Origin of the sequence: Dactylosporangium vinaceum (genome assembly GCF_019904175.1) — a bacterium.
GTDB classification, from domain to species: domain Bacteria; phylum Actinomycetota; class Actinomycetes; order Mycobacteriales; family Micromonosporaceae; genus Dactylosporangium; species Dactylosporangium vinaceum.
Genome location: NZ_CP061913.1, coordinates 7915408 through 7928158, shown reverse-complemented (window position 1 = coordinate 7928158; position 12751 = coordinate 7915408). Strand labels below are relative to the sequence as shown.

Genomic DNA, 12751 nt, shown 5'->3' with positions numbered 1-12751 from the left:
CGTGAATCAATGTTGCAGGGTGGGGTTCATGTCGGCGCCGGAGCTTGCGGAGGTGGCGGCATGACCCGCAACCACATCACCGACGCCTATATGGAGGCGGTGGCCGCGGGCCGGATGCCGCACGACGAGCTGGCCAAGGCGGTGCGGGCCTCCGGGCTGCACGAGGCGTACTACGCCAACGGCCACATGCCCCGGCCGCTGTTCCTGAGCCGGGCCGAGCGGGAACGCCTCGACGCCGACCTGCGCGGCCTGCACGGCCTGCTCACCAGCCTCCCGGACCGGCTCTTCGGCGGCGACGCGGGCGCGTTCGCCGCGGCCGTCGGGGCGCAGGGCCCGCAGATCGACGCCGCCCGCGCGGCCGGCGGGCAGGCCACCCGGCTGTCCCGGGCCGACCTCTACACCGACGCCGACGGATTCAAGCTGCTCGAGCTCAACGTGAGCGGCGCCGTCGGCGGCCTGGAGAACGCCGGGCTGAACGAGGGGTTCCTGGGCAGCCCGCACTTCGCCGCGTTCGCCGCCGAGCACGGCCTGGCGCACGTCGACACGATGGCCGCCCTGTGCGCAACCCTGCGTGACGAGGCGCCGTCGGCGGGCGGGCTCGTCGCGATCGTCGACTGGCCGGAGAGCTTCCCCGAGCTCGAGGCCCAGCTGCGCCAGAACGCCGAGCTGATGGGCCGCCACGGCGTCGAGGCGCTCGCCTGCCACGCGGGGCAGCTCGACGTCCGGGCCGGCGGTGTCTTCGTCGGCGGGCGGCGCATCGACGTGGTGTACCGCCTCTTCCTCATCGAGGACCTGCTGCGCCCGGACGGCCCGGCGCTGCTCGACCCGGTGCTGGCCGCGGCGGCGCGGGGCGAGGTGGCGATGTTCACCCCGATCGCCTCCGAGCTCTACGGCAGCAAGGCCGCCCTGGCGCTGCTGTCCGACGAGCGGCACCGGGACCGGCTGGACGCGGCCGAGCTGGAGCTCGTCGACCGGGTGCTGCCGTGGACCCGGATGCTGCGGCCGGGGCCGGTCACCGTCGACGGCGAGCGGGAGGAACTGCTGGAGTACGCCCGCCGCGACCGCGAGCGGCTGGTGCTCAAGGCGACGATGCTGCACGGCGGGGCCGGCTTCACGGCCGGCTGGCTGGCCGGCGCGGACGAGTGGGACCGGGCACTGCGGGCGGCCGAGGGCGGGCCGTTCGTGCTCCAGCGCAGGGTGGTGCCCGAGCCGGAGCTCATGCCGGACGCCGGCGGCCCGCCACGGCCGTGGGTGGCGGCGTGGGGCGCGTTCCTGACCGGGCGCGGCTACTCGGGCACGTGGGTGCGCGCCGCGCCGGACCTGGACGCCGGGGTGGTCGCCTGGAACACCGGCGCACTGTCGGGCTGCGTGTTCCACGAGGTGTGAGTGTTCCCGGCCCGCCCAGTATTGCCCGGGCGGGCCGAGCGGGTCACGCGGTCTGAGCGGCGATCGCGCCGGCCGGGTCGAGGTATGCGGCGGCGACGAGGGCGATCCACTGATACACGGCGTCCTCGTTGTCCGCCAGCGGCCCGGGCACGTAGTGCGGCGAGCTCAGGCCCCGCTGCACCGATTCACAGGCGGCCCAGTCCTGGCGGTTGGTGAGGTCCCAGAAGTCGACCGCGTACGCCGGGTCCTCGATGCCCTCGGCGAAGTACCAGCTGCACTCGATCTCGGTCCGGTCCGGCGCCTGCGGGGTCAGCCGGTGGGTCATCACGTAGTCCGGGTGGGCCGAGATCAGCAGGTTGGGGAACAGCGCGACGTACAGGATGGTCCGCCGGGGCGCACCCTCGATGAACACGCCGGGACCGCTCCCGTCGAAGGACATGGTCTCGGCGTGCTCGCGCAGGTCCATCGTGCCGCCGACCCAGGCGCCCGGCAGGGCCCAATTGTCGCCGGACGTCGGCGGTGAGACCTTGCACAGCTCGGGGTGGATCAGCGGGCAGTGGTAGCACTCCTGGTAGTTCTCGACGATCGCCTTCCAGTTGGCCTGCACGGCGTACACGTGCCGGGCCCTGAGCCGGAGATTGTCGATGGCGTACGGCGCGAGCAGCCCGTCCAGCGCCCCGACGTACTCGGTCACCACCGGTGCGGGCCGGCCCGCGTTCACCAGCAGCCAGCCGTGCCACACGGCCGCGGGCAGCTCGACCAGGCCCAGCTCGGCCGGGTCGAAGCTCGCCACCCCGGCCATGTGCGGCGCGGTGGCGAGCGTGCCGTCCAGCCGGAACGCCCAGCCGTGATACGGGCACACGGCGGCCGGCCGGTCCGCCGCCATGCCGTCACCGAGCAGCTCGTGACCCCTGTGCCGGCACACGTTCGCGAACGCCTTCGGTTCGGGCCCGAACGTGAGCAGCACGCCGACGTCCCCGACCGTCACGGCCCGGTGTGTGCAGTCCCGGGCCAGCTCGTCGGCCCGGCCCACACAGGTCCAGGCCCCGGCGAACAGGTGCCGGCGCTCCCAGGCCAGCACGGCCGGGTCGGTGTACGCGGCGGCCGGGAGCGTTCTCGATGCGCCGAACGGTCGCAGCGCCGGCTCGATCCCGGCCGGATCGAGCGGCGCCGCGTGCGGTTCCGTCATGGGAAGAGGATGCCGCCTAAGCCTCGCTGAGCGCCACCTTCGTGTGGATGCGCCGCAGCGGCGCGGGGGAGTACCAGTTGAGCCGGCCCAGGCCGCGCACGATCGCCGGGACGAGGATGCCGCGGATCAGCGTCGCGTCGACGATGATCGCCAGGCCGCAGCCGATGCCGAACATCTGCAGGAAGCTCACCGTGCTCGTGCCGAACGCGAAGAAGCTCACGGCCAGCAGCATCGCCGCGGCCGAGACGATCCGCCCGGTCCGGGCCAGGCCGGTCCGCACGGCCTCGTCCGTCGGCAGGCCGCGGCCGTGCAGCTCGGCGATCCGGCCGATCAGGAACACCTCGTAGTCCATCGACAGGCCGAACACGATGCAGAACATGAGCACTGTCATCGCCGTGTCCATCGGCCGCGGCGTGAACTGCAGCCACGAGGCCAGGTGCCCGTCCTGGAATATCCAGGTGAGCACGCCCATGGTCGCGGACAGGCCGAGCACGTTGAGCACGAGCGCCCGCAGCGGCTGGATGACGCTGCCGGTGAACAGGAACAGCAGCGCGAACGTGGCCAGCACGACGACCGCGACACCGAACGGCAGCCGGGACGAGATGGCGTGCGTCGTGTCGATGAGCCGGGCGTCCGTGCCGCCCACGTACGCCGGCACGGGCGAGTGGGCCGCCCGCACGGCCCGCACGAGCGCCTGCCCGCCGTCGGACTTGGCGGTGAGGTTCGTGGCGACGGCGAGACGCTCACCGTCGGGCCGGCTCAGGCTCGGATCGCCGTCGCGCACCTTCGTCCCGCCGGCGAAGATCCCGGCGCTGCTCGTCACCGCGCCGACGTGCTCCAGTGTGGACAGTGCGGCGGCGTAGCCGGTGAGCGCGTCACGGTTCACGGCGCCGTCGAGCACCACGTCGACGCCCGCGTTCTGGTTGCTGGCGAACCCGGTGGCGAGCCGGTCGGCGACCACCCGCCCGTCGCTGCCCGGGCGCAGCACGCCCTCGTCCGGGGTGCCGAACCGCACGCCCGCGAGGGGGCTGGCCGCGACGAGCAGCCCGAGCACGACCGGCAGCGCGGCCAGGGCGGGGCGGCGCATGACCGCGCCCGCGAGCCGCCCCCAGAACGGCGAGTCCGCCGCCGGCCCGGCATCGGTGCGCCGCCGCCATGGCACCCGCCCGGCCTCGACCCGGCGGCCGAGCACGGCCAGCAGCGCGGGCAGCACGACCAGGGCACCCACCGCGGCGATCACGACGACCCCGATCCCGGCGTAGGCGAAGGAGCGCAGGAAGTACAGCGGAAACACCAGCAGTGCCGTGAGCGCGGTGGCGACCGTGGCGGCCGCGAAGAGGATGGTCCGCCCGGCCGTCGCGACCGTCGCCGCCAGCGCCTCGGCGACCGGCGTGCCGTCCCCCTGGCCCGGGGTGCCGAGCTGCTCGCGGAACCGGCTCACCATGAGCAGCGCGTAGTCGATGCCGAGCCCGAGTCCGAGGGCGGTGGTGAGGTTGATGGCGAACACCGACACGTCCGTGACCGCGCCCAGCAGCGACAGCTCGGCGAACGTCCCGACGATCGCGACTCCTCCGACCGCCAGCGGGAGCAGTGCCGACACCACACTGCCGAAGACAATGATCAAAAGCAGGAGCGTCAGTGGTACCGCAATGGCCTCGGCGATGGCCAAACTGCGCGCGACCTGCGTGTTGACGTCCACGTTCACGGCCGCCTCGCCGCCCGCCCGCACGGACAGGGCCGAGCCGTCGACGGCGTAGCGTTCGATGAGCGCCTGGGAACGCTCCCGGCGCTCGGTCTCGTCCCCGCCGACGTGCGCCAGCACGATCGCGTCCCGGCCGTCGCCCGACTTCAGCTCGGCCACCCCGGCCGACCAGTACGACACGACGTCACTGACCCCGGCCTCGCCCTTGAGGTCCGCGGTGAGCGTGGCCCCGGCGGCCGCGGCGTCGGCCGAGTCAACGGACCCGTCGGCGGCGCGGGCGAGCAGCACGAGGTTGGGCCGTCCGCCGAAGCGCTCGTCGATGAGCTGCTGGGCCTTTGAGGACTCCGAGGCCGGGTCGTCGAACCCGCCGCCCTGCAGCCGCCCGAACACGCCGGCCCCGGCAATACCGGCGCCGAGCAGCAGGAGCAGCGAGACGACCAGGATCAGCCGGGCCCGCCGATGGATGAAGGTGCCGTACCGGTACAACATCTGCTCTCCCCCACGGGATGTTGACGGCGTAAACTTAACAGCGTCAACATTGCACGGATTGTTAACGCTGTCAACATCCAGGAGGATGGGGAGGTGCCTTCCAGCAAGTTGAGCCGCCACTCGTACCACCACGGAGACCTGGCGAACGCCCTGACCGGGGCGGCGCTGGAGCTCGCCCGGGCGGGCGGGCCGGAGGCCGTGGTCCTGCGCGAGGCGGCCCGCCAGATCGGCGTCTCCGCCACCGCCGCCTACCGTCACTTCAACTCCCGCGAGGACCTGATCCACGCCGTGAAGGACTGCGCGCTGACCGAGCTGGCCGAGCGCATGCAGCAGGAGCTGGAGGCCACCGCCGCCGCCGACGACACGGTCGAGGCGCTGGCGGCCCGGATGCGGGCCCTGGGCCACGGCTACATCAGCTTCGCCCTGGAGAAGCCCGGCCTGTTCCGCACCGCGTTCCACCACTCCGAGCCGATGACCGGCCGTCAGGGCATGGATCCGCTGGAGACCGCCCCGTTCCAGATGCTGATGCGCATCCTGGACCGCCTGGTGGAGCTGGGCGCGATCGACCCGCAGCGCCGTCCGTACCTCGGCATGTTCGCCTGGGCCACCGCGCACGGCGTCGCCGACCTGCTCCTGGACGGCCCGCTGCGCAACTTCCCGCCGGAGGTGCAGCGGGCCGCGGTGCAGCACGCCCTGGACGCCACGGTCGCCGGCATCCTCGCGCGTTAGTCGGGCAGCCGCCGGCGCCCGGCGAAGCCGAGGTCGACCCGGTGGTACCAGTCCAGCCCCGCGTCGCCCTCGAGCCAGCACAGCAGCACGTCGACGCCGTCCAGCCGGGCCGGGAAGTCCAGCAGCAGCGGGGCGAACCCCTTGAGGTGCACCCCGCTTTCCTGCACCGTGGTGATCAGCTCGTCGAGCAGAGCCTCAGCCGCCTTGAGCTCAGCCCGCCCGCCCAGCACCGTGCCGACCCCGCCGGGCGCGAGGGCCGCGGCCAGCTCCGCCGCATCCGCCCGGACCGCGACGAGCCGATCGAGCGTCGGCCTGATCCGCGCCAACTCCGCCCGCGCCTCCGGCACGGTGAACACCACCATGGCGCCCACCCTGCCATACGCCCACCGAGCCACCACCAGCACGGCATCCCGCCCCCACCGGCCCGCCGAGACCTCCAACGCCATGCCGCGCCGACCGCGCCGTCCGCGCGACGCCGTGCTGCCTGTGCGACGCCGTGCTGCCCCGTGCGACGGCGAGGGCGGCCTGTTGGCCGGGCGGTGTGCTGGCGGTGCTGTGCGGGTGTGCGGTGTGCTGTGGCCGTGTGGCGCTGGGCAGATTGTGCGGTGCTGTGTGGGTGTGCGGCGCGGTGCGGGTGGTGTGGTGCTCTGTGCCCGCGTGGCGGCGTGTCGCTGTGCGGCGGCGTGTGCGTTGCCGGGCTCGGCACGGTGGGGTGTGCAGTGTCGTGGGGTGGTCCGGCCCGAACGGGGGTGCAAGCGCTCGGGCTCCGGCTCGCGGCGGGTCGCGGCCGGAGTAGCCTCCGATCGTGGAGCTGATCGCGGCGTGGGAGGCGGGCACCGGCGCCGAACGGGAGCGCCTCGGGCCGGTCATGGAGGCGGCGCTCACCGACCGCGCCCACCTGGACGACCACACCGAGCGGCTGGCCCTCGCGGAGCGGCTCGCCGAGCTCGACGAGCGGCGGGCCGTTGCCGCGGAGCACCTCCGGGCGATCCTCGACGAGCGGCGGCGGGAGCTGGGCCCCGAGCACGCCGACGTGCTCGACGTGCGGATCTCCCTGGCGCACGCGGAGCGGGACCCGGGCGGGCTCGAGGCCGCGGCGGACGACGCCGTGCGGGTGCTCGGTGCGCGGCACGCCGTGAGCGTGCACGGCCGGCTGCGGCTGGCCCAGGCGCACGAGCGGGCCGGGGACTTCGCGGCGGCCCGGCACCTGCTGCGGCGGGCCATCCCGGACGCCGTGCGCGGGCCGGGCCCGGACCATCGGCGCACGCTCGGCCTGCGCCTGGCCCTGGCCGAGGTCTACGAGCGGGACACCGTGCGGTACGCGAGCCTGCACCGCGGCGTGCTCCGGGCGTACCGGAGCCTGCTGGGGGCACAGCGGCAGTACCACCGGGCGATCGAGAGCCTGGAGCGCATCTACGGCCCGGGGGCGCCGATCGTGCTGGCCACCCTGGAGCGCCTGGCCGACCTCTACGAGCGGACCGGCACCCTGGGCGCGGCCACAGCCCAGTACGAGGCGTCCCTGCAATGGCACGAGCTGCGGCACGGCCCGGACGCCCCCGAGACCAGGGCCGCCCGCGACACCCTGGCCCGGGTCTACCTGCGCGGCCGCCACCCCGAACGAGCCGTTCCGCTGTACGAGCCCTACCACGACCACGACCACGACCACGACCACGACCATGACCACGACCATGACCACGACCGCGACCACGGCCGTGACGCGCGGGCCGGCACCGCACCCACCCGCGGCGCCCCCGCAACCGCCCATGACCCGGCGGGGCACGCGGCCGACGAGCCCGACGACGCCCTCGACGACCTGGCCGAGGCCCACCTTGCGGCCGGGGACGAGGAGGCCGCCCACGCGACGTACGAGCGCCTCCTGGCCTTCGTCATCGAGCGCGACGGCCCGGAAGCCCCGGAGACCGTGCGCTATCTCGCCGAGTGCGCCGAAGCGTTCGACGAGGCCGCCGCCCCGCGCCTGGCCGTCATCTGGCACGAACGCGTCGTCGCCGCCCTCACCCGGGCCGAGCCGCGCGACGAAGAGGCACTGACCCTGGCCCGCGTCCACCTCGCCGCCGCCCGCGACAGCGCCGCCAAGGCCGGCTGACCCTCACCCGCGCTGCCGCTCCACCGCAACCGCCCAGCCCGTGCCGTCCCACGCCACCGTGCCGTCCCGGCCCTCCCACCGTGCCGTGCAGTGCCAGGGCCCTCCCACCGCACGCACGTAGCCCTACCCGTGCCGCCGTGCTTCTGCCGTGCCACCGCACCGAGCCCCTGCCCGTGCAGCGCAGCGCCGCACCGTGCCGCACTGCACCGTGTCGTGTCACGGTGCCGCACCGTGCCGTGTCGCCGTGGCGTGCCGCGTATCGCGCCGTGCGGTCGCCCATCGTGCCGTGCGGCGGCGTGCCGTCCCAGCGGGCCGGGCGGGTCGGCATGCGGGGTCGCGCGTGCCTGCATCGATCAGGAGGGCTCGGGCGGAGGCGTCTGCGAGTCACTCGTTCGGGCGCGCCGAGGGCGACACGCCGGGCGGCGAGCGGGTCGCAGTACTAACAAATCGGGCATTTCGTATTTATCGTCTCTTCGGGCCGCGCGAGGCAGCCCTTTCGGACGATGTGGATGTACTGATGCTCAAGCGGCTGCTGCTCGTGCCCGCAGGAATTGTCATTGCCGGAGTCGTGGCACTGGCGGGTGCGGCCCACGCGGAGACCGCCGCCGCCCCGGGCGCGTCCGTGGCCGCCGCCCCGAGCGCGTCCGCCCAGGCGTCCAAGGCGTCCAAGGCGGTCGGCAAGTCGCGGGCCCAGGCGGCGACCGGGCCGTCGGTATCAGCCGCACCAGGAGCGTCCGCGGCGGCCCGGTCCGGAGCATCTGCGCCGGCCGCACCGGGAGCGTCCGTGGCGGCCGGGCCGGGAGCGTCCGCGGCGGCCGGGGGAGTGGCAGCGAGCGCGGCCACCGTGACCGTGCGCGGGCGGGCCTGGAACGACCGGAACCGCAACGGGCTCCGGGACGGCGCAGAGCCGGGTATCGGCGGGCTGCCCGTGGCCGTGTTCGCCGTCGGTGAGCTGGCCGGGCAGTCGCAGCAGTCAAAGGCCGACCTCATGCGCCGCCTGATCGGGCGCGTGCAGGCCCGGGACACGTCCGGCGGCGACGTGCGGGAGGCGGTGACCGGCCGCGACGGGACGTACCGGGTGACGGGGCTGCCGGCCGGAAGCGTCGTCGTGCTGATCGGGGCCGGGCGGGTCGGGCCGGACGGGGACATCGCGGCGATCGAGTGGGCGTTCACGCGCTACGCGGCCGGGAACGATCCCAGTCGTGACTCGGACTTCGTGGCGTACACCGATGCCGGTGGGCCGGCGGTGTTCGGGGTGTCGGACGTCGTGACGATCGCGCCGGGCGGGGCGGCCGTGCTCGACGCCGGGATGTACCACCGGTCGATACTCGCCGTGACCGGCACGAACGTCGTCGCCGTCGGGGGAACCGGGTTTGCGCTGGTGCTCGCCGGTTTTGTCCTGGTGCGGGCGGCGCGGCGGCGGGCCTGACCGTCGTTCGGGCGAACGCGTCCGGGCACTTTCGCGGCATCCGCGGCAGTCGCTGGCCACCGCGGATGCCATGATGTGTCCCGGGCGATCGTCAACTGAGGAAAGCGGTCGGATGGCGCGGTTCGAGGCAATGACATCGGTCGACGGGAAACAGGCGGCGGTCTCGCTGTCCGGGGAGTGCGACCTCGCGGCGCGGGAGGAGTGCACGGCCGTCCTGATGGCGGCCGTCGACGCGGCGCCGCAGGTCGTCGTGGACCTGGGCGGGCTGACGTTTCTCGACTCCAGTGGCGTGCACGCGCTCGTCACGGCATATCGGGCGGCGATCGAGCGGGGCGGGCAGCTCAGCGTCGTCAACGCCGGCGGGATGGTGGCGCACGTGCTGGACATCACGGGCGTCGGCGGGCTGCTGCAGCCGCAGGACGGAGCCGGGGATGGTTGAGCACCCGGCCCGCCCGGTCGAGTCGATCGGCTACCGGCTGGTCGGCGACCTGGCCGCCGTGCGGGCGTTCGTGACCACCCGGGCGGTCGCGCTCGGCCTGTCGCGTGACCGGGCCGAGATGCTGACCCTCGCCGTGAACGAGCTCGCGACGAACACGCTGCAGTACACGGCCGAGGGCGGCGAGGTCCAGCTGTGGTCGGAGTCCGGGCAGATCTACTGCGACGTGCTCGACCAGGGCCCGGTGCTCACGTTCGGCGGCGACATGCCCGCGGCCGACGCGGTGCGCGGGCGCGGCCTGCCGATCGTCGAGATGGTGTGCGACCACGTGGCCGCGTTCGCGGTCGCCCGCGGCTCGGTCGTCCGGCTGCAGCTCGGTCTCTAGGCCCGGTCCGGCCGATCACCGAAACCCGGGCTCCGTCCGGGCCCGACCGGACTGGGCCTAAACGACCTGCACGGCCAGCGTGCACGTGTCGTCGTCAGGGTTGGGACGGCGCAGCAGCCGGCGCAGCCCGGGCAGGGGGTCGCCGACGCCCGCCGCGGTGGCCGCGGACAGGGCGGCCTTCACCCAGTCCAGGTGCGTGCCGACGTCCATCGAGCGGCGCTCGACCAGCCCGTCGGTGTAGAGCAGCACCAGGTCACCGGGGCTGAGCTCGGCCACGGCGGCCGGATACTGCGCGTCCGCGGCGGCCCCGAGGAGCAGGCCCGGCGGCGGCTGGAGCTCCGCGGCGGTCCCGGCCCGCCCGAGCAGCGGCGGCAGGTGCCCGGCCCGGGCCCAGTCCAGCCGGCGCGCCGGCGGTGCGAAGACGCCGATGACGGCCGTGCCGGTGATTCCGAGCTGCACGCACAGCCGGTTCATGTGCCCGAGCAGCTCACCCGGGTCGTGCAGGCCGATGGAGAGCCACGCGACGAGCGCGAACCGCAGGTGGGCCATCCCGTTGGCGGCCTCGAGCCCGTGCCCGGCGACGTCGCCGATGGCCAGCAGGACGGAGCCGCCCGGCAGGGTCTGGGCGTGGTACCAGTCCCCGCCCACCCGCAGCGCGCTCTCCGCCGGCAGGTAGCCGACAGCGGCCCGCAGCCCGTTGAGCGGGAACGGTTCGCCCGGCACGGGCTGGATCAGCTGCTGCAGCTGCGCGGCGAGGCGGTGCTCGGCGAGCGCCGTCATCTCGCGGGTGTGCAGCTGATCGCTGAGCTGCTCGATCGCCGAGCGAGACCGCTCCCGGCCGCTGACGTCCTGGGCGACCGCGTAGATCTTCAGCGGCTTGCCGGCCGGGTCGCGGGCCAGGTCGGACAGGATGCGCAGGTGCTTGGTCCCGGTGCCGATCCGGAAGCGCACGATGACGTCGGAGGTGGCGCCGCTGTCGAGGGTCTGCCAGGAGAGCTCGGCGACCGGCACGTCCTCGGGGACGACGGCCGCGCTCTGGTCGGCCCGCGGGAGCGGTCCCAGCGCCGGGTCCCGCTCGAAGATCCGGTACATCCCCGGTGACCAATCCATCTCGCCGGTCACGAGGTTGTACTCCGACCACCCGAGCAGCCCCAGCAGCTCGGTCCGGTCGAGGCGGCGCCGGGCCTCGTCGACCCGTTCCCACCACACGAGCAGCCCGTCGAGGACCCGGTGCACGCTGATGACGAACGACGAGTCGGCCACGATCCCGGCGGTGTCCGGGTTGTACTGGAAGTTCTCCAGCGTCGTCGGCTCACCTGTCGCGAGCACCCGCAGGTAGGCCGACCAGAGGGGGCCGCCGGCGATCGTGGGGTACAGCTGGGTCAGGCGGCGGCCCCTGCGCGCCGTGCCGAGCCCGAGCAGATCGGTGCCGGTCCCGCTGGTCGCCACCACCTGGAAGTCCACGACCGCACCCGACTCGGTGATCGGGCGCAGGAAGGTACAGCCGGCGGGGACGCCCGAGAGGAGTTCCTGCACGACCGCCGCAGTCGTGTCGGCGTCGTCTGCCATGCCCGCAGCCTATCGGCGACCGCGGCGGCCGTGCAGTCGGTCTTAACTCGCGGAACAGGTGGGAGTGAGCGTTCCCGCGGTGCCGGTGCCCTGGATGCCGAACTCGGTGTACTGCCCGGCGTTGACGTGTCCGTTGTAGGAGACGTTGCTCCAGCTGTTGCCGGAGCGGGTCACGTTCCAGGAGCTGGTCGCCGTCGCGCCGCTGGGCAGTGTGAGCCCGACGGTCCAGCCGTTGATCGCGGCCGCGCCGGCCGTGACGCGCACGGTGACGACGAACCCGCCCTGCCACTGGTTGACGGCGGTGGTGGCGGTGCAGCCGTTACCCGTGCCACCGCCCGGGCTCGACGGTGACGCCGAGGGCGACGAGGCCGACGGGCGCGGTGACGCCGACGAGGACGAGGGCCGGGGCGTGGGGCCCTGGCCGTTGAGGCCCATGAACTCGATCGCCATCGCGGCCTGCCCGGCCAGCGGCAGCGAGTGCCCGACACCGCTGATGCTGATGCCCTCGACCGGCGGCGCGACGGCCGCGCTGCCGTACCGGGTGCGGGTCCAGCCCGACCGCGGCGTGTCGGTGAGCGCCGGCGTCTGGGACACGCCCAGCACGTTCGTCCACTGCTTGATCTCCTCGCCGAAGTTCGGGTAGGCGAGCGTCGTGTCGGTCGTGCCGTGCCATACCTGCATCCGCGGCCGCGGGCCGGTGTACCCGGGGTACGCGGCCCGGACCATGTCGCCCCACTGCTGCGGCGTGTAGATGCGCTGCCCGCCGGAGCACTGGCTGTTCCACGAGGAGCCGTCGGTGGTGGCGAAGCAGCCGAACGGCACGCCCATGAACGCGGCGCCCGCCTTGAACACGTCGGGGTAGTCGCCGAGCAGGACGTTTGTCATCATCGCGCCGGAGGAGGCGCCGGTGACGTACACCCGCGAAGGGTCGCCGTTGTAGTGCTGCTCGGTGTAGGTGACCATCGACATGATGCCGACCGGGTCGCTGCCGCCGTTGCGGGTCAGCGCCTGCGGCGACGAGACGTCGAAGCACTGGCCGCTGCGGGTGGCCGACGGGTAGATGACGATGAACCCGTACTGCGACGCGAGCGACGCGAACTCCGAGCCGGAGTAGAACGCCGGGCCGGAGCCCGTGCAGTAGTGCACGGCGACCAGGATCGGCGGCTTGGCCTGGACGTTGTCCGGCACGAAGATGTGCATCCGCAGCCCGCTGGGGTTGTTGCCGAAGCCGGTCACCTCGACGAGCGAGGCGGCCTGGGCGGGCTGGGCGACCACGAAGACGCCGATGAGGGCGAGGACGAGGCCGCCGAGTGCGGCGAGGGCACGGCGCATG

General features: G+C 73.9%; 11 protein-coding genes. 6 read left to right on the top strand and 5 right to left on the bottom strand.

Going from position 1 to position 12751, the window contains the following annotated elements; genetic code table 11:
- Positions 1 to 60: 60 nt before the first annotated feature.
- Entirely contained in the window at positions 61 to 1386 is a 1326-nt protein-coding gene (locus tag Dvina_RS35565) for a hypothetical protein (protein WP_223093654.1), read from the top strand.
- Between the two features lie 43 nt (positions 1387 to 1429).
- Here Dvina_RS35565 and Dvina_RS35560 read toward each other — a convergent pair whose 3' ends face one another.
- Positions 1430 to 2575: an aromatic ring-hydroxylating oxygenase subunit alpha gene (locus Dvina_RS35560; protein WP_223093653.1), complete on the bottom strand. Its 1146-nt coding sequence runs from the start codon at positions 2573 to 2575 to the stop codon at positions 1430 to 1432.
- 16 nt (positions 2576 to 2591) lie between these two features.
- A complete protein-coding gene (locus Dvina_RS35555; RefSeq protein ID WP_223093652.1) occupies positions 2592 to 4766 on the bottom strand; it encodes an MMPL family transporter in 2175 nt (724 codons plus the stop codon).
- 93 nt (positions 4767 to 4859) lie between these two features.
- Here Dvina_RS35555 and Dvina_RS35550 point away from each other — a divergent pair, with 93 nt between their 5' ends.
- A complete protein-coding gene (locus Dvina_RS35550; RefSeq protein WP_223093651.1) occupies positions 4860 to 5495 on the top strand; it encodes a TetR/AcrR family transcriptional regulator in 636 nt (211 codons plus the stop codon).
- On the opposite strand, the gene Dvina_RS35545 is transcribed toward Dvina_RS35550, so the two are convergent.
- Entirely contained in the window at positions 5492 to 5857 is a 366-nt protein-coding gene (locus Dvina_RS35545; RefSeq protein WP_223093650.1) for a DUF2203 domain-containing protein, read from the bottom strand. The genes Dvina_RS35550 and Dvina_RS35545 overlap by 4 nt on opposite strands.
- Before the next feature lie 443 nt (positions 5858 to 6300).
- On the opposite strand from Dvina_RS35545, the gene Dvina_RS35540 reads away from it, so the two are divergent.
- The 4 genes from Dvina_RS35540 (at position 6301) to Dvina_RS35525 (ending at position 9849) form a co-directional block, all read left to right on the top strand.
- Entirely contained in the window at positions 6301 to 7599 is a 1299-nt protein-coding gene (locus tag Dvina_RS35540) for a tetratricopeptide repeat protein (RefSeq protein ID WP_223093649.1), read from the top strand.
- 517 nt (positions 7600 to 8116) lie between these two features.
- A complete protein-coding gene (locus tag Dvina_RS35535; RefSeq protein WP_223093648.1) occupies positions 8117 to 9028 on the top strand; it encodes an SdrD B-like domain-containing protein in 912 nt (303 codons plus the stop codon).
- Positions 9029 to 9158: 130 nt separating this feature from the next.
- A complete protein-coding gene (locus Dvina_RS35530; RefSeq protein ID WP_246655534.1) occupies positions 9159 to 9467 on the top strand; it encodes an STAS domain-containing protein in 309 nt (102 codons plus the stop codon).
- Positions 9460 to 9849 carry an ATP-binding protein gene (locus Dvina_RS35525; RefSeq protein ID WP_223093646.1) on the top strand — a complete coding sequence of 130 codons (390 nt, stop codon included), beginning with the start codon at positions 9460 to 9462 and terminating at the stop codon, positions 9847 to 9849. Before Dvina_RS35530 ends, Dvina_RS35525 begins: the two co-directional genes overlap by 8 nt.
- A 57-nt stretch (positions 9850 to 9906) precedes the next feature.
- Here Dvina_RS35525 and Dvina_RS35520 read toward each other — a convergent pair whose 3' ends face one another.
- Together Dvina_RS35520 and Dvina_RS35515 are read right to left on the bottom strand one after the other, a co-directional pair.
- Positions 9907 to 11418 carry a PP2C family protein-serine/threonine phosphatase gene (locus Dvina_RS35520; protein ID WP_223093645.1) on the bottom strand — a complete coding sequence of 504 codons (1512 nt, stop codon included), beginning with the start codon at positions 11416 to 11418 and terminating at the stop codon, positions 9907 to 9909.
- Positions 11419 to 11460: 42 nt separating this feature from the next.
- Positions 11461 to 12750: an extracellular catalytic domain type 1 short-chain-length polyhydroxyalkanoate depolymerase gene (locus Dvina_RS35515; protein ID WP_223093644.1), complete on the bottom strand. Its 1290-nt coding sequence runs from the start codon at positions 12748 to 12750 to the stop codon at positions 11461 to 11463.
- Position 12751: the final 1 nt, after the last annotated feature.

What these genes read in the sequence shown, in the direction of transcription:
- Dvina_RS35565 (WP_223093654.1), top strand. Translation starts at nt 61, where the DNA reads ATGACCCGCAACCACATCACCGACGCCTATATGGAGGCGGTGGCCGCG.
- Dvina_RS35560 (WP_223093653.1), bottom strand. Translation starts at nt 2,575, where the DNA reads ATGACGGAACCGCACGCGGCGCCGCTCGATCCGGCCGGGATCGAGCCG.
- Dvina_RS35555 (WP_223093652.1), bottom strand. Translation starts at nt 4,766, where the DNA reads ATGTTGTACCGGTACGGCACCTTCATCCATCGGCGGGCCCGGCTGATC.
- Dvina_RS35545 (WP_223093650.1), bottom strand. Translation starts at nt 5,857, where the DNA reads ATGGTGGTGTTCACCGTGCCGGAGGCGCGGGCGGAGTTGGCGCGGATC.
- Dvina_RS35535 (WP_223093648.1), top strand. Translation starts at nt 8,117, where the DNA reads ATGCTCAAGCGGCTGCTGCTCGTGCCCGCAGGAATTGTCATTGCCGGA.
- Dvina_RS35530 (WP_246655534.1), top strand. Translation starts at nt 9,159, where the DNA reads ATGACATCGGTCGACGGGAAACAGGCGGCGGTCTCGCTGTCCGGGGAG.
- Dvina_RS35525 (WP_223093646.1), top strand. Translation starts at nt 9,460, where the DNA reads ATGGTTGAGCACCCGGCCCGCCCGGTCGAGTCGATCGGCTACCGGCTG.
- Dvina_RS35520 (WP_223093645.1), bottom strand. Translation starts at nt 11,418, where the DNA reads ATGGCAGACGACGCCGACACGACTGCGGCGGTCGTGCAGGAACTCCTC.
- Dvina_RS35515 (WP_223093644.1), bottom strand. Translation starts at nt 12,750, where the DNA reads ATGCGCCGTGCCCTCGCCGCACTCGGCGGCCTCGTCCTCGCCCTCATC.